The 15,050-nt window shown below is 68.0% G+C and carries 20 protein-coding genes; 14 read left to right on the top strand and 6 right to left on the bottom strand.

Annotation, left to right across the window (positions count from 1 at the left end; translation table 11 throughout):
- Position 1 precedes the first annotated feature (1 nt).
- Both ACFWUU_RS04915 and ACFWUU_RS04910 read left to right on the top strand, forming a co-directional pair.
- On the top strand, positions 2-796 hold the full coding sequence (locus tag ACFWUU_RS04915) for a retropepsin-like aspartic protease (protein ID WP_380172780.1): 795 nt from the start codon (positions 2-4) through the stop codon (positions 794-796).
- Positions 797-887: 91 nt separating this feature from the next.
- Positions 888-1,772: a GNAT family N-acetyltransferase gene (locus ACFWUU_RS04910; RefSeq protein WP_380172778.1), complete on the top strand. Its 885-nt coding sequence runs from the start codon at positions 888-890 to the stop codon at positions 1,770-1,772.
- Here the strand turns inward: ACFWUU_RS04910 and ACFWUU_RS04905 are convergent.
- Entirely contained in the window at positions 1,769-2,224 is a 456-nt protein-coding gene (locus tag ACFWUU_RS04905; RefSeq protein ID WP_137253587.1) for a MaoC family dehydratase, read from the bottom strand. The genes ACFWUU_RS04910 and ACFWUU_RS04905 overlap by 4 nt on opposite strands.
- Before the next feature lie 12 nt (positions 2,225-2,236).
- Complete coding sequence (locus tag ACFWUU_RS04900; RefSeq protein ID WP_137253588.1) at positions 2,237-2,992, bottom strand: SDR family oxidoreductase; 756 nt, start codon at positions 2,990-2,992, stop codon at positions 2,237-2,239.
- An 89-nt stretch (positions 2,993-3,081) separates the two neighbouring features.
- Here ACFWUU_RS04900 and ACFWUU_RS04895 point away from each other — a divergent pair, with 89 nt between their 5' ends.
- From ACFWUU_RS04895 to ACFWUU_RS04880, 4 genes are read left to right on the top strand one after another with little or no spacing between them, the layout of a single operon-like run.
- On the top strand, positions 3,082-3,507 hold the full coding sequence (locus tag ACFWUU_RS04895; protein ID WP_380172776.1) for an acyl-CoA thioesterase: 426 nt from the start codon (positions 3,082-3,084) through the stop codon (positions 3,505-3,507).
- Positions 3,504-3,923: an acyl-CoA thioesterase gene (locus ACFWUU_RS04890; RefSeq protein ID WP_380172774.1), complete on the top strand. Its 420-nt coding sequence runs from the start codon at positions 3,504-3,506 to the stop codon at positions 3,921-3,923. The genes ACFWUU_RS04895 and ACFWUU_RS04890 overlap by 4 nt, the downstream gene beginning before the upstream one ends.
- 15 nt (positions 3,924-3,938) lie before the next feature.
- Positions 3,939-4,358 carry a globin gene (locus ACFWUU_RS04885; protein WP_137253590.1) on the top strand — a complete coding sequence of 140 codons (420 nt, stop codon included), beginning with the start codon at positions 3,939-3,941 and terminating at the stop codon, positions 4,356-4,358.
- Positions 4,359-4,384: 26 nt separating this feature from the next.
- Complete coding sequence (locus ACFWUU_RS04880) at positions 4,385-4,813, top strand: OsmC family protein (RefSeq protein WP_137253591.1); 429 nt, start codon at positions 4,385-4,387, stop codon at positions 4,811-4,813.
- Between the two features lie 50 nt (positions 4,814-4,863).
- Here the strand turns inward: ACFWUU_RS04880 and ACFWUU_RS04875 are convergent, their stop codons facing one another.
- Together ACFWUU_RS04875 and ACFWUU_RS04870 are read right to left on the bottom strand one after the other, a co-directional pair.
- Positions 4,864-5,853: a chitinase gene (locus tag ACFWUU_RS04875; protein WP_380172772.1), complete on the bottom strand. Its 990-nt coding sequence runs from the start codon at positions 5,851-5,853 to the stop codon at positions 4,864-4,866.
- Positions 5,854-5,942: 89 nt separating this feature from the next.
- On the bottom strand, positions 5,943-6,728 hold the full coding sequence (locus ACFWUU_RS04870) for a mechanosensitive ion channel family protein (RefSeq protein WP_137253593.1): 786 nt from the start codon (positions 6,726-6,728) through the stop codon (positions 5,943-5,945).
- 44 nt (positions 6,729-6,772) lie between these two features.
- Here ACFWUU_RS04870 and ACFWUU_RS04865 point away from each other — a divergent pair, with 44 nt between their 5' ends.
- The 7 genes from ACFWUU_RS04865 (at position 6,773) to ACFWUU_RS04835 (ending at position 12,663) form a co-directional block, all read left to right on the top strand.
- Entirely contained in the window at positions 6,773-7,777 is a 1,005-nt protein-coding gene (locus ACFWUU_RS04865) for a hypothetical protein (RefSeq protein ID WP_380172770.1), read from the top strand.
- 54 nt (positions 7,778-7,831) lie between these two features.
- Positions 7,832-9,949 (top strand): 4-alpha-glucanotransferase, encoded by a 2,118-nt coding sequence (gene malQ / locus ACFWUU_RS04860; RefSeq protein WP_137253595.1) that lies wholly within the window; start codon positions 7,832-7,834, stop codon positions 9,947-9,949.
- 116 nt (positions 9,950-10,065) lie between these two features.
- Entirely contained in the window at positions 10,066-10,665 is a 600-nt protein-coding gene (locus ACFWUU_RS04855; RefSeq protein ID WP_380172765.1) for a lytic polysaccharide monooxygenase, read from the top strand.
- Positions 10,666-10,746: 81 nt separating this feature from the next.
- A complete protein-coding gene (locus ACFWUU_RS04850; RefSeq protein WP_137253597.1) occupies positions 10,747-11,250 on the top strand; it encodes a hypothetical protein in 504 nt (167 codons plus the stop codon).
- A 137-nt stretch (positions 11,251-11,387) separates the two neighbouring features.
- A complete protein-coding gene (locus ACFWUU_RS04845) occupies positions 11,388-11,678 on the top strand; it encodes a hypothetical protein (protein ID WP_137253598.1) in 291 nt (96 codons plus the stop codon).
- Positions 11,665-12,066: a DUF5130 family protein gene (locus ACFWUU_RS04840; protein WP_137253599.1), complete on the top strand. Its 402-nt coding sequence runs from the start codon at positions 11,665-11,667 to the stop codon at positions 12,064-12,066. Before ACFWUU_RS04845 ends, ACFWUU_RS04840 begins: the two co-directional genes overlap by 14 nt.
- Positions 12,067-12,069: 3 nt before the next feature.
- The gene (locus tag ACFWUU_RS04835; RefSeq protein WP_380172763.1) at positions 12,070-12,663 is read left to right on the top strand and encodes a GNAT family N-acetyltransferase; all 594 of its coding nucleotides are present in this window, start codon (positions 12,070-12,072) and stop codon (positions 12,661-12,663) included.
- Here the strand turns inward: ACFWUU_RS04835 and ACFWUU_RS04830 are convergent.
- Positions 12,636-13,340 (bottom strand): hypothetical protein, encoded by a 705-nt coding sequence (locus tag ACFWUU_RS04830; protein ID WP_380172761.1) that lies wholly within the window; start codon positions 13,338-13,340, stop codon positions 12,636-12,638. The genes ACFWUU_RS04835 and ACFWUU_RS04830 overlap by 28 nt on opposite strands.
- 253 nt (positions 13,341-13,593) lie before the next feature.
- On the opposite strand from ACFWUU_RS04830, the gene ACFWUU_RS04825 reads away from it, so the two are divergent.
- Entirely contained in the window at positions 13,594-14,586 is a 993-nt protein-coding gene (locus ACFWUU_RS04825) for an aldo/keto reductase (protein WP_380172759.1), read from the top strand.
- Here ACFWUU_RS04825 and ACFWUU_RS04820 read toward each other — a convergent pair.
- Positions 14,583-15,020: a hypothetical protein gene (locus tag ACFWUU_RS04820; RefSeq protein ID WP_380172757.1), complete on the bottom strand. Its 438-nt coding sequence runs from the start codon at positions 15,018-15,020 to the stop codon at positions 14,583-14,585. The two genes, ACFWUU_RS04825 and ACFWUU_RS04820, sit on opposite strands and share 4 nt — an antisense overlap.
- Positions 15,021-15,050: the final 30 nt, after the last annotated feature.

Genomic DNA, 15,050 nt, shown 5'->3' with positions numbered 1-15,050 from the left:
GATGACGACGATCGCCTTCGATCGCCTCCAGCATCTGGTCCAGGTCCCGGTCATCGTTGGCACGACGGAGTACCGGTTCCTCGTCGACACCGGCATCGGGACCACGGTGATCTCGTCCGCGCTCGCCGATCGCCTCGACGGGGCAACGACCGGTGAGACGTTCACCGGACGGCGGATGTCCGGGCAGGCGATCGAGGTGCCGCTGGTCCGGGTGCCGCGGATCGCGCTCGGTGACTACGTCGTCGAGGGACACGTCGCCGGTGTGGCTGATCTCGGTGATGCCTTCGCGGGGATCCTCGGGCCGACCTTCTTCGAGAACCACACGGTGACGACGGATCCCGACGCGAAGACGTTGAGTATCCGACCGCGGGAGGAGTTCCTTGCCGACGGCCCCGAGATTCCGCTCGACGTACGGCGTGAGTCGGTGTCGGCCGACCCGTTCGCGCAGCTCGTGCTCCCGAGCGGCCGGGAGATCACCGTCGAGGTGGACACCGGCTCGGACAGCCTGATCCTGGACACCCGCTTCGCTACGGACTGCGGGATCGATCTGGAAGGCCCGGACGTGACGACGCGGACCGGGACCGACGAGACCGGTTACGTATGGCAACGACAGTGGGCAACGATCGCCGGGAGTGTTCACCTGGCTGCTGCGCCGCAGACCGCGCAGGCGTCGCCGCGGATTCTGTTCCAGGACATCATTCATGACGGCCTGGTGGGTACCGGGTACCTCGAGCGGTACAGGATGACCTTCGACATCACGGGGGCCCGGCTCGTGCTCGGCGCGCGAACCCTCTGAAACAGAGCTGTAATCGGTTTACTTCCGGTATGCACCTGAAAGGGCGTTACTTTCCAGGGGACTTGGTCGTTGGAGTTCCCGAGGAGTTGGGATGGAGATCAGGGCGGCTGGACCGCGGGACGTGGACGCGGCGCTCGCGCTGCACGACGCGCTCGTGCCGTATCTGGTGGTCACCCGGAGTTCGCTGACCCGGCGGCTGACCGGCCCCGCCGTTCCTGGACGCGGCGCGTTCGCGGCGCTGGACGACGGCGAACTGGTGGGCTGGGCATCGAGCGGTCTGATCGGCGGCTCGGACCCGCTGGACGGGGAGCTGCGCCTGCTGGTGCGGCCGGAGTACCGCGGTCGCGGTATCGGCACGAGCTTGCTGGAGGCAACGCACGGGGATCTGCGGGCGGCCGGGGCGACCTCGGCCCGCGTGTTCGCGGACCCGAGCAGCGTCGACTGGGCAGCGCGGTTCGGCTACCGGCAGACGCGGCAGGTGCACTACGCGGGCATCGACCCGCGCAAGGTCCAGGACAGTCCCGAGGTCCCGAGCCAGGTGAGCCTGGTGCCCTTCACCGAGGTCGATCCGCGGATGCTGCACGCCGCCGACGAAGTTGCCCAGCGCACCAAGCCGGGCGACGCGAAGATCTCTTCCCACCCGTACGACGCGTGGCTCGCCGACATCTGGAACTCCCCGGACCTGGTCCGCGAGGTGAGCGTGGCCGCGATGTACGACGGCCAGATCATCGCCTTCACCCGCAACCACGGTGATCGGGCCAAGATGTGGTCGAGGATGACGTCGACCATGCCGGAGTACCGCGGGCGTGGTCTGGCGAAGCTGGTGAAGAGCGCCGCCCTGCACCGGGCCGCCGATGCCGGCGTCCAGGGGGCATACACCGCCAACTACGACGGCAATGCGCCGATGCTCGCGGTCAACGAATGGCTCGGCTACGACCGGATCGCTACGCACGCGGTCCTGATCTGCCCACTTTAGGGGACCAGCAGTACGACGGTCTCCGCGACGCACGCGGGCTTGGTGGAGCCTTCGAGCTCGATGACCCAGTTCAGCGAGACCTGTACGCCGGCCGGGGTCTCGACCGCGTTCGAGATCGAGGCGCCGGCGCGGACGCGGGTGCCGACCGGGACCGGTGCGGGGAAGCGGACTTTGTTCACGCCGTAGTTGAGCTTGGCGGTGACGCCCTCGACCTTGAACAGCTCGTCGCCGAAGCGGGCGATCAGGCTCAGCGTCAGGTAGCCGTGGGCGATCGTCCCGCCGTACGGGCCCTTCTTGGCGCGCTCGACGTCGACGTGGATCCACTGGTGGTCACCGGTCGCCTCGGCGAACTGGTTCACCTGCTCCTGGGTGATCTCCAGCCACTCGGTCTCGCCGAGCTGGGTGCCGACCGCGTGTGCGACCTCGTCGACACCGTTGAAGGTCTGGGGCATCTCAGGCTCCCTTTAGTTGCGCGGTCCGCCGGCGACGTACAGGACCTGGCCGGAGACGAAACCGGCCTCCTCGCTGCAGAAGAACGACGCCGCGGCGGCGATGTCCTCCGGCTTGCCGGTCCGCTGCACCGGGATGGTGGCGGCGGTCGCCTTCTTGAACTCCTCGAAGTCGACACCGACCCGGGCCGCGGTGGCCGCGGTCATGTCGGTCTCGATGAAGCCCGGGGCGATCGCGTTCGCGGTCACGCCGAACTTGCCCAGCTCGATCGCCAGCGTCTTGGCCAGACCTTGCAGACCCGCCTTCGCGGAGGCGTAGTTGGCCTGACCGCGGTTGCCCAGCGCGGAGGTCGAGGAGAGGAACACCAGACGCCCGTAGCCGGCGTCGACCATGTGCGACTGGACCGCCTTGGACATCAGGAAGCTGCCCTTGAGGTGGACGGACATGACCGTGTCCCAGTCGTCCTCGGACATCTTGAAGAGCAGGTTGTCCCGCAGTACGCCGGCGTTGTTGACCAGGATCGTCGGGGCGCCGAGCTCGGCCACCACCCGCTCGACCGCGGCGGCGACCTGGTCGGACTTGCTGACGTCGGCGCCGACGCCGATCGCCTTACCGCCGGCCTCGGTGATCGCCTTCACCGTGGCGTCGCAGGCACCCTCGTCGAGGTCGATGACCGCGACGGCGTTCCCGTCCTGGGCGAGCCGCTGCGCGACGGCCGCGCCGATTCCCCGGGCCGCCCCGGTCACGATCGCCACCCGCTGCGTGCTCATCCACCACTCCCATCGATGACTGGTCTGCCGGGGATGACATTACCCACGCGTTGTCATCGGGGTAGTACCCCGGATGCGATGATCGCCGTGTGGATCATCACAACCGCCACGTCTACCACTGTCCGCTCCGCTGGGGAGACATGGACGCGCTCGGTCACGTCAACAACGGCCGGTACGTCGACTACCTCCAGGACGCCCGGGTCGATTTCCTGTTCCGTACGGCGGCCGAGCTGGGCGCCGACGCGCTGGAGACCGGCCTGCTCGTGGCCCGGCACGAGGTCCAGTACCGGGCGCCGCTCGTGTTCCGCCCGGAGCCGGTCCGGATCGAGCTGTGGATCAGCGAGATTCGCGCGGCGTCGTTCACGGTGGACTACGAGATCCTGGACGCCGAGCCGGAGCGACGTACCTATGTCGAGGCGCGGACCAAGCTCGTGCCGTTCGACTTCACGGCCAACCGGCTCCGGCGGATCACACCGGTCGAGAAGGCCGCTCTGACCAAGTTGGTGGGTGCATGACGTTCTTGTACCAGGTCCTGGTCCGCTGGTCGGACATCGACTCGTACGACCACGTGAACAACGTGCGGTACTTCGACTACCTGCAGGAGGCCCGGATCGCGTTCCTCGCCCAGGTGATGGGGACGACGGGGGACTACTTTGCGCAGTACCCGGTCGTGCTGGTCAGTCAGACGGTCGACTACCTGCGGCCGATCCTGCTGCGGCACCCGCCGTACGACGTGGACGTGTGGGTCGCCTCCGTCGGTACGACGTCGTACACGCTCGGGTCGCGGATCGTGGATCGCAGTGGCGAGTCGGAGGACGTGTACGCCAAGGCCGAGTCCGTACTGGTCGTCGTGGACGGTGAGACGCACGCCAAGCGGCAGCTGGGAGAGGCGGAAAGGGCAGCCCTCCTCGAGCACGTTGTGACCACTTGAGAGACTAGATCCGACATGAGTGAGCAGCAGAGCTTCTATGACGCCGTCGGTGGGGCGGATACCTTCCACCGGTTGGTGGCCGCCTTCTACCGCGGTGTTGCCGCCGACCCGGAACTGCGAGCGCTGTACCCGGAGGAGGATCTCGGTCCGGCCGAGGTGCGCTTCCGGATGTTCCTGGAGCAGTACTGGGGCGGCCCGAAGACGTACTCCGAGCAGCGCGGGCACCCCCGGCTGCGGATGCGGCACGCCCCGTTCGCCGTCACCCCGAGCGCCCGGGACCTGTGGCTGGGCCACATGCGCGCCGCGCTGGACGAGATCGCCCTGACACCGGAACAGGACGAGCAGATCTGGACCTACATGGTGATGGCCGCGCAGAGCATGGTGAACACCGACGAACCGCAGTACCCGGGCGCGATCGACGTGTCCGGCCGCTGAACCTCTTCTAAGGAGACACAACGAGCATGGCTACCACTCGTACGGCCAAGGCCCACTGGGAAGGCTCGCTGATGGAGGGCGCCGGCCAGGTCGCTCTCGAGTCGTCCGGTGTCGGCACCTACGACGTCACCTGGGCCTCCCGCGCGAACGACGCCAACGGCAAGACCAGCCCGGAAGAGCTGATCGCGGCCGCGCACTCCACCTGCTTCTCGATGGCGCTGTCGCACGCACTGGCCGGTGCGGGGCACGCGCCGACGTCGATCGACACCCAGGCCGACGTCACCTTCCAGCCGGGTGAGGGCATCACCGGCATCAAGCTGTCGGTCAACGGCAACGTCCCCGGCATCACCGCCGACGAGTTCGCGGAGTACGCCGAGGGTGCGAAGAAGAACTGCCCGGTCTCGCAGGCGCTGTCCGCCGTCCCGATCACGCTGGACGTCACCTTTACCGCCTGAGTCTTACGGAACGGCGTCCGGCACGAGTGTGCCGGACGCCGTTTGCTGTTTCAGCCGTGGAACTGCGCGACGACCTTGGTGAAGTCGTACTGGCTCTGTGAGATGCCGCTGCACGAGTCACCGTCGTTGTTGCTACCGCCACAGGCCCTGTCCCGGTTCACCGACCAGAACGTGAAGCGGGCCAGGTGGTGCTGCTGTGCGTAGGCCAGCATGGTCTTGAAGTCCTGCAGGCGGACCGTCTCGCCGTCGTCGGTCTTGCCGTTCATCGACGAGATCCCCATGTGCCGGTACGCCGTGTCGTCGGAGTACCCGTACGCCGTCTTCAGGCGGCCCTTCAGACCCTCCTCGGCCTTCTGGGTCAGTGTCGCCATGTTGGTCGACCCGCCGCCGAAGTCGAACGGCATCAGCACCCAGCCGTCGTTGGCCAGCCCGGCCTTCGCGGCCCGGTTGATCAGGTCGACACCGGACGAGTCCGGGCCGGTCTGGTCGGTGCCCATCGTGATGTAGGTCTTGATCCCGGAGTTCTTGCTCTTCACGGTCTTCAGCGCGTCGACGACCCGCTGCCGCGCGGCCGAGCTGTGGAACTCGGTGTCCTCGATGTCGATGTCGATCGCCTTCAGCTTGTAGGCGTCGATCACCTTCTGGTACGCCCCGGCGAGCGCGGAGGCGGACGTGCACTTCTCGCCGAGCTTGTTGCCCGACCAGCCGCCGAACGACGGGATGACGTCGCCGCCCGCGGCCCGGATGTTGTTGATCGCGGTCTGGTCCGAGCCGCCGGTCAGCGCGCGGTCGCCGTCCCACTTCGGGTTACAGCCGCCGTCGGACAGGATGAAGGCGAGCGTGAACCACTTGTTGCCGGCTGCCTTCATCACGTCGGCCGGCTTCTGCGGGTTACCCCAGCCGAGGTACTCGTACGGCGCGGCGCCGATGCTGGCCGGGTCCGCCTGGACCTGCTGGGTGGATGCCTGGGCGGCGACGGCCGCGCCGACCAGCAACGTACCGACGGCTGCCGTCACGACGGCGGCCTTGAACATACGCATCGCGAAACTCCGATCTTTGGGGGCGGGCAAAGAGTTAGGAAAGTTTCCTATCAATTGCGGGGGCCCGTCAATATCGGAGCGGCTCCAGCTCAGGCTCGGGTTTCGTCGTGGTTCTCGGTCGGCGCAGTTTCGTCGGTCTTGGCTTCTTCCTTCTCGGTGACCGAGCCGACGCCGGAGGAGGCCCCGCTGTCCGGGTCGCGGTTGGTGAGGTTGCCGATCCGGACGACCTCGCCGTTGCGGACGTACCAGGTGGTGCCGTCCTCACCGCGCAGAGTGGTGATCCGCAGGCCGACCGCCACCACGGTCCCGGTCGCCTTCTCCATGTCGATCAGGTCGCCCACGCCGTACTGGTCCTCGAAGATCATGAACACGCCGGCCAGGAAGTCCTTCACCAGCGTCTGCGCGCCGAAGCCGAGCGCCACGCCGATGATGCTCGCGGAGGCGATCACCGGCAGGATGTTGAAGCCGAGCTCGGCCAGCACCATCACCACGAGTACGGCGGTCAGCACGATCGTGACCGTGCTGGTCAGCAGCGACGCGATCGTCTCCGCGCGCTGGGCCCGGCGCTCGTTCGCCAGCGTGTTCTCGACGAACTCCTGGCCGCGCTTCGATTTCGCCAGCACACCCGCGACCGCGCCGTTGCCGGTCCGGCGGGCGAACCGCCGGATCACCTTGTGCAGGAGCCAGCGGAGCACGAAGAAGCCGATGATCAGTCCCGCGATCCGGGCCGGGACGACCACGACCTGGTCGGTCACCTCGAGTTTGCCGTCGTTGCCGGTGCGGAAGAACGTCGGAAACGCGTCCGGAGGCGACAACAACCGGGAAAACAGGGGGTGACTGAACGAGGACAGAAGGTAGCTGGTCAGAATAGGCATCTCGCCGCCTGATCTTAGTAAGGCTGACAAGGAGACGGAAAAGCATGTCGAGCCGGCTGGATGACGAGCTGTCCAGGCTCGTGAGCGCTGGTGTGCTGCGCCAGTACCAGGCCGACTCGATCCGTGACGCCGCCGACGCCGAGGTCGACGCGGCCCTGGCGGACCCCGGTCGCCCCCATCCCCAGGAGGCAGCCCAGCAGGCCGAACCGCCCAAGCCGAAGCCGCCACCCGTCGAGGGCCATCCGAACGCGCTGGTCGAGGTGCTCGGGTACATCGGCGGCGCACTGCTGCTCGGGGCGGTCGCGCTCCTGACCTTGGCGAACTGGGGCGAAATGGGCCGCGCGGCCCGGGTCAGCACAGGTACGACGGCAGCCGTCGTGCTGATCGGTGCGGCCGTCGTGCTCGCGCTGCTGCGACGCCAGGAGCAGCTGAGCTCGGCGCTCGCGTCGCTCGGGTGTTGTGTGGCCGGCTTCGCGACGTTCGTGGCGATCGAGGGGGAGACCGGGAGGGTCGCCGGGGTGGCGGTCGCGCTCGCGCTGGCGGCGGTCGGGTTGTGGTGGCTCGAAGGGTCATCGTTGCTGGTGGCAACGTTCGGGATCCTGGCCGTCGGTGTGTTGGTGATCACGGCAGACGTCCTCACTCCGGACACCGGATCGGCGGCGAACAGCGCGGGCATCGCCGGCACCGGTTTCATCATCGTCGCGTTCGTGTTCGCGATGCTCGGCCTCGTGAGGGACCAGGTGACGTCGTGGTCACTGGCCGGAGCGGCGATGTTCAGCTCGTCGATCTGCTGGCTGGTGCAGGAGCGCGGCGAGATCATGGCGCTGGCCGTCGGTACGGCGGGGCCTGCCGCGCTGCTGGTCGCGTACGGTCGCACCCGGCGTTCGCCGTACGCCGTGGTGGCCTGCGCGATCCTCCTGGTGATCTGGCCGACGTCGCTGTACCAGCTGACCGACAACATGGCCGGTGTCGCGGTCGGACTCGTCGTAGCCAGCGGAGTCCTGCTGCTGGCCGTGCTGATGCTGAGTAGACGGCACTCGAACGAGTAACGGCGGCGCGCGCCGTTTAGCCGTTGGTGCGGTTGATACGGCAGACTCGCTGAGGTGACAGCTCCTACTGCAGCCCTTGTCGAGCTAGCGGTTGCCCATGGCGTGGCGACGGAGTACTGGAACTGGCAGGGCGAGCATGTGATCGTCTCGAGCGAGGTCGTGGCCGACGTGCTCGCTGCGCTCGGTGTGGATGCGTCCACACCGGACAAGGCCGCACTCGCGCTGGCCGAGCACCAAGAGGCGCGCTGGCGCCGGACTCTGCCCGCCACTGTGGTGATGCGTGAGGGGTGGACGCCCTGGTTCGCCGTACACCTGCCGCACGGGTCGACGGCTGAGGTGTGGGTCGACCTCGAGGACGGCGGTCAGCGACGGGACATCCCGCAGCAGGAGCACTGGGTCGAGCCGGAGTGGGTCGACGGCGTACAGGTCGGCGAGGCGACGTTCCAGTTGCCCGGGGATCTGCCGCTCGGGTACCACCGGCTGTGTGCGCGGATCGGTACCAATCCGGAGATCTCGGTCAGCACGCTGATCGTCACGCCGCGGAAGCTCGAGCCGGAGAAGCTGCATCGCACCTGGGGTTGGGTGTTGCAGCTGTACTCCGTTCGCTCCCGCCGCTCGTGGGGGATCGGCGACCTGCACGACCTGGGTGACCTTGCCGCATGGTCCGCGCATGATCTGGGCGCCGGGTTCGTGCTGGTGAACCCGTTGCACGCAGCGGAGCTGGCCGGGCGGATGGAGCCCTCGCCGTACCTGCCGGCGTCGCGACGCTTCAGCAACCCGATATACCTCCGGATCGAGGACATCGACGAGTACGGCGACCTCGCGCCGGCCGAGCGGGATCGTGTGCGGACGCTGGCGCTCCAGGCGCGGGCCCTCAGCGAGGACGTGACCGCGCTGGACCGGGACACGGTCTGGGCGGCGAAACGCGAGGCGCTGCAGTTGCTGTTCCGCGTGCAGCCGTCGGTCGGACGGATCGCGGAGTACGGCGCGTACTGCGACCGCGAGAGCCAGGGGCTGATCGACTTCGCCACGTGGGCCGCGATCGCGGACGTGCACGGGCCGGAGTGGAGCAAGTGGCCCGAGGAGCTGCAGGAGCCGGTGTCGCCGGCGGTTGTTGCCTTCCGCAACGAGAACCCGGACGAGGTCGAGTTCCACTGCTGGCTGCAGTGGCAGCTGGACGAGCAGCTCGCGCGGACGCAGGCCCGGGCGAAGGCGGCCGGCATGTCGCTGGGCGTCGTACACGATCTTGCGGTTGGTGTGCATCCGGACGGTGCGGACGCGTGGGCGCTGCAGAACGTGCTGGCGCGGAATATCCACGTCGGTGCGCCGCCGGACGCGTTCAACCAGCAGGGACAAGACTGGTCGCAGCCGCCGTGGCGGCCCAACGCGCTGGCCGAGACCGGGTACGCCGCTTGGCGGGATCTGGTGCGAGCCGTGATGCGCCATGGTGGCGGGCTGCGGATCGACCACATCCTCGGCATGTTCCGGCTGTGGTGGGTCACGTCGCCGGAGCGGCCGACCGAGGGGACGTACGTCCGGTACGACCACGAGGCGCTGATCGGGATCCTGGTGCTGGAGGCCCAGCGCGCAGGGGTCACCGTGATCGGCGAGGACCTCGGCACGGTCGAGCCGTGGGTGCGTGACTACCTCACCGAGCGCGGGATCCTCGGTACGTCGGTGCTGTGGTTCGAGCGGGATGCCAACGGGAAGCCGCTGGCGCCGGAGCGGTGGCGGGAGCTGTGCCTGGCCACTGTCACCACGCACGACCTGCCGCCGACGGCTGGGTACCTGGCCGGCGATCACGTCGAGCTGCGGAACCGGCTCGGTCTGCTGACGCGTCCGGTCGCGGAGGAGCTTGCCGTCGACGAGGCGGACCGTGACGCGTGGCTGGCGGCATTGCGCGAGCGTCACCTGCTGAGCGACACCGACGGTGACGTCGAGCGGATCGTAGAGGCGTTGCATCAGTACGTCGCGCACACGCCGTCGAAGCTGGTCGGGGTCGCGTTGACGGATGCGGTCGGGGAACGGCGTACGCAGAATCAGCCGGGGACCACGGACGAGTACCCGAACTGGCGGATCCCGCTGGGCGGGCCTGACGGCGAGCCCGTCCTGGTCGAGGACCTGCCCAACAACCACCGGCTCCGTCGGCTGATCGGTGCGCTGAACATATAGCTTTCCGTATCCAGCTGCTCACCAACCGTTGACAATAGATTTGAACGGTTGTTTTCTATTGAGCAGGAGGCGCCTTCCTTCGCTGTTCCACCGCCCCAGCAGTTGAAGGAGCTCGCATGCTGCGCAAAAGGAAACTCGGTATCGCCGGAATTGCCGTCGGCGCGCTCGCGCTGACGGTGTGTACGTCGGTGCCGCTCGCCTACGGACACGGATACACGACCGGGCCGATCAGCCGGGCCAAGAATTGTCAGGACGGAGTCGTGCAGGACTGCGGTCAGATCCAGTGGGAGCCGCAGAGTGTGGAAGGACCCAAGGGGTTCCCGCAGGCCGGTCCGGCGGACGGAAGCCTCTGCTCGGCCGGGCTGCCGCAGTTCGCCGAGCTGGACGATCAGCGCGGCGGCACCTGGCCGGCCACCCAGCTCCAAGGTGGTCAGGGGTTCACGTTCTCGTGGCATCTGACCGCGGCGCACGCGACCACCGACTTCAAGTACTACCTGACCAAGCAGGGCTGGGATCCGACCCAGCCGCTGACGCGGTCCGCGCTGGAGCTCGAACCGTTCCTCACCGTCCCGATGAACGGCGCGCGTCCGGCGACCGACGTGTCCCACCCCGGAACCATCCCGACCGGGCGGACCGGACGGCACATGATCCTCGCGGTCTGGACCATCGCCGACACCGCGAACGCCTTCTACCAGTGCTCGGATGTTAATTTCTAATTCAATCTGACGTTTCGCCAATATCTTTCCTGGGCAGTGCACTCCTTGAAATAACCGCCCCATATTTCAAGGAGTGTCCCCATGAAGTCAGTGCTCCGTCGCGTCGTCGTCCCGATCGTCGCCGTCCTCGTCGGCCTGCTGCCCGGTGTGGTGGCAGTCGAGCAGGCGTCGGCGCTGACCAAGATGACGCACGCCCAGGCGACCGCGATCTTCTCGGCCGCCGGCATCACCTGGTCGTCCAGCGGTGGCTGCTCGAACCGCAACAACCCGACCTGTACGTCGTTCGACCAGATCAACGACAGCACGGTGTACGGCGTTCGCACGCTCAAGCAGGCGAGCGGGTGCGCGATCCGGATCACCGGCGGCACCGAGACGGGCCACGCCAGCGGCACGTACAGCCACTGGAACGGCTACAAGGTGGACGTCGCGATCACCACGTGTGTGACCAACTACGTCCACAACAACTTCACCCGCATCGCCGACCGCGGCGACGGCTACCCCCAGTGGCGCTCCGGCGCCGGCAACATCTACGCCAACGAGGGCAGCCACTGGGACATCACGTACTACAACTGCGGCGGCTGCTGAACAACAAGGGCTGCCGCGCTCCGCGCGGGTTGTGGAGAGGGAACTGCGGAGGTTGTTGATCCGCTTGCGGACCTGTGGCCGCTCCAGGGTGAGGCCCTGGGGCGGCTGCGGGTCTTGTGGGTACTAGGCTTCGGGGCGTGATACCTCAATTGTCGGGGCACTCCCTGTTGGTGTTCGTGGGGATCCCTCTGCTGGTTGTCGCGGTGCTGGCGTTGCTGGTGTTCGCGTCGTCGATCGCTGACGGGCCGCGGTACCGCCCAGGGCTGTCCTGGTGGGCTCCGCCGGTCTGGATCAACGGACCGACGGCCACCAAGCCGGACCCGGCCAACCTGCCCGAGCTGCCTCAGCTGAGCGCCGCGCCGGGTACCACCGCGACTGCTGCCACCGGCGTCGCCCGCACGACCGGAGGCGCAAGTGCCAGCTGGTGACGCATTCACCCCGGACCAGCTCTACGACATCGAGCGAGCGGTCCGGTACGCCGAGGAAACCTCCGGCCTGCACTTCTCCGTGTACGTCGGCGGCGCGGACTCCGAGACCCGTCCGTTCGCGCTCGAGCTGTTCAACGAGCTCGACGACCCGGACAGCAGCGTCCTGGTGTACGTCGACCCGGCCGGTCGCCGGCTCGAGATCGTGACCGGTCCGCTGGCCAAGCGGCAGCTGTCGGACACCGCCGCCGGTCTGGCCGCGCTGACCATGCAGACGTCGTTCGCCACCGGCGACCTCACCGGCGGTCTCGTCACCGGCGTACAGCAGCTCGGGACGCACGCTCACCAGCCGCCGTTGCTGCACGCCAGCGACGAGCAGCACAAGCTGTAGCACGTGGCACCGGCCCTGCAGCCCCGCCGCATCGAGCTGGGCGACGTCGTACTGCGTCCTTTCGTCGCATCTGACGAGGCTGCAGTGGCCGAGGCGTTGCGTGACCCCGGCATCCTCCGCTGGACCGCTGGTACGGCGGTCATCCGCGCACCTGCCGAGCAGCGCGCCCGCCGGTGGCTGGAGCCCCGCATCGACGGCTGGAACCGCGGTAACGCCATCTTCGCGATCGCGGACGCCGGTACGGACCAGGTGCTCGGCAACGTGTCGCTCCGGGACGTTCACCGCGTCCCGGACCAGGCCGTCGCGGCGTACTGGGTCAGCCCGCTCGCCCGCGGCCGCCGGCTCGGTGCGCGCGCACTCGACGCGGCAGCGACCTGGGGCTTCGCAGCCGACGGTCTCGGCCTGCACCGCATCTCACTCGACCACTCGCTGATCAACGAGGGTTCGTGCCACGTCGCGATCCACGCCGGCTTCCAGCTGGAGGGCGTGATGCGCGACTACTACGTCGAACCGACCGGGAAGCGGCACGACTCGCACCTGCACGCCCGGCTGGCCACTGACGTGGTCCCTCAGCCCGCGGACGCCGCCGGCTCGTAGGTCGGGCAGGCCGGGCTGGGGTACGCCGCCTGGGTGCGTGGATCCAGACACAGGTTGAGCACCTGCGCCGACGACGACCCCGGACCGAGGTAGACGACCCAGGTGTTGATGACCGGGGTCATCGAGCTGCTGTTCGTGAGCCCTGGGTACTGCCCGTTGACCAGCATCGCCTTCGCCGGGATCCCGGCGCGGGTGAGCGCGGCCGCTGTGTTCTTCGCGGTCTCGTCCGCGGGCATGCCGACATCGGTCGGGTACTTGTCGATCACGACGATCCACTGGCCGCGCTTGAACTTCGGCGAGACCGGTCCGGTGTTCACCTGTGGCGTCGTCTTCTGAGCCTTGGCCTTCGGGGCGGCTGTGGAGGCCGGCGGCTGCCGGTCTGCCTTCGTGGCGCTCCCGCTCGCGCCGGCGGTCGGAGCTGCCGGTGCCGCGGCGCCGCTGTCCGTACCCGATCCCATCCGCAGTCCGTCGGCCGGCGGGTCGTCGGAGGTTCCCCGGGTCAGGATGAAGCCGAACACCGCGACCATCGCCGCTGCGGCCACCACACCCGCGCCGATGGCGCTGTGCGAACGCTGTGCCTTCCGCGGGCCTGCCGTCGGCGTACTGCGCCTGGCAGCGGTCTTCTGTTGTTTGCGCGCAACCCGAGCGGGCGGCTTCCGGTGATCGACGCGAGTCACGGCAAGGGCCCCTCCCCAAGAAAAACCCGGACCTCCGTGGATGGATGGTCCGGGCCACCTTAAACCGAACGACCGAATAAATGAGCCTCTCTCAGGTGGCGAGAATCTCTTTCCCTGCAAGGGAATCGCGCACCGCGCACGACCCCTCACGATCCGCCGACGAGCAATCGTTTGATCCTTACCGAACGGGGTCGGCCGATCCGGAAGAGCAATGGCTTGACCTAGACAGCGCTCTAGCTGGTTCGCTCCTGCTATGCGTTATCTGACCATCGGAACTGACCCCGCGCGACAGCGCCGGGTGAGCCAGATCGCCCTCGGGGCGATGCTCATGGGTACGGCGACCGACGAGGCCACCTCGTACGCGATTCTGGACCGGTACGTCGAAGCGGGCGGGACGTTCGTTGACACGGCCAACAACTACGCGTTCTGGGTCAACGGCACCCAGGGCGGCGAGAGTGAGCAACTGCTCGGCCGTTGGCTGCGGAGCCGCGGTGTCGGGGACGAGCTCACGATCGCGACCAAGGTGGGCGGACGACCGCCGCGACCCGCCAATGCGCTGAGCGAGGATCTCGAAGGTCTGTCGGCTCAGGTGATCAAGGAGTCGCTGGCCAGGAGCCTGGAGAACCTCGGACGCGACCACGTCGACGTGTACTACGCGCACGTCCCGGACCCCGCCACGCCGCTGGAGGTGCAGGTCGAGGCGTTCGGGGAGCACGCGGCCGAGGGGACTGTCGGACTGGTGGGCCTGAGCAATTACTGGAGCTGGCAGGTCGAACGGTTCCGGGCGCTGGCAGCCGCGGGCGGTCTGCCGACGTGCGACGTTCTACAGCATCACCACACGTACTTCCGGGCACGGACCGACCAGGGTGGGCTCCGATCCCGGGACGGCGCAATCGGCGTCACCGACGGGCAGCTGCTCAGCTACCTGCGTGCGGAGCCCGGCCTGACACTGGTGGCGTACTCACCGCTGCTCAGCGGTGGCTATGTCCGAGCCGACAAGCCGCTGGACGAGCTGTACGACCACGCCGGCACGAGAGCGCGGAAGATCGCGCTGGACGAGGTGGTGCGCGAAACGGGCGCCACAGCGAACCAGGTGGTGCTGTCCTGGCTGATGGGTGGTGAGATTCCGATCGTCCCGCTCGTAGGTGCTTCCTCGGTCGCTCAGCTCGACGAAACGCTCGCCGCCGCCGACCTCGAGCTCACGCCCGAGCAGCGCGACCGACTGGACGGGGCCGGCCAGAACTAGGTGCCGGACGGGATGCCGTCGTACTTCGCCTTCGGGCGGGTGTCGAGGGCGTCGTCCAGCCAGGCGTCGATGTCGACGTCGGCGGACAGGATGTGGTGCACGTACGACGCGCGTTCGTGGCTGAGGACCTCGAGCTCCCAGACGCACGGAGCGGCGCCGATCGGAGCCGGGCGGAGATCGTCCACCTCCATCCCGCTGAAGATGCTCAGCCGGGACTGGAAGTCCTTCGCCCAGCTCTGCACGACCAGGTAGATGCCGTCATCGCCCAGATGCAGTACGACGACGCCGAGCCCGACCGCTCCCATCGCGTCGTCGAAGTCGAGTTGGCGCGTGGCGGTACCGCGGGCCACCTCGACCATGTGGTCGTCCCACTGCCGCCCACGGGCCGTGATGACATACGGCTTCACCAGGCGGTGCGAGAACCGCCAGGGCATCAAGGGAGTGATGGGACGGGGTCTGTACGC

It is taken from the genome of Kribbella sp. NPDC058693, from assembly GCF_042715335.1.
GTDB lineage: Bacteria > Actinomycetota > Actinomycetes > Propionibacteriales > Kribbellaceae > Kribbella > Kribbella jiaozuonensis.
Note: the sequence above shows the minus strand (reverse complement) of the source record. Positions and strands in the feature narration are given on the sequence as shown.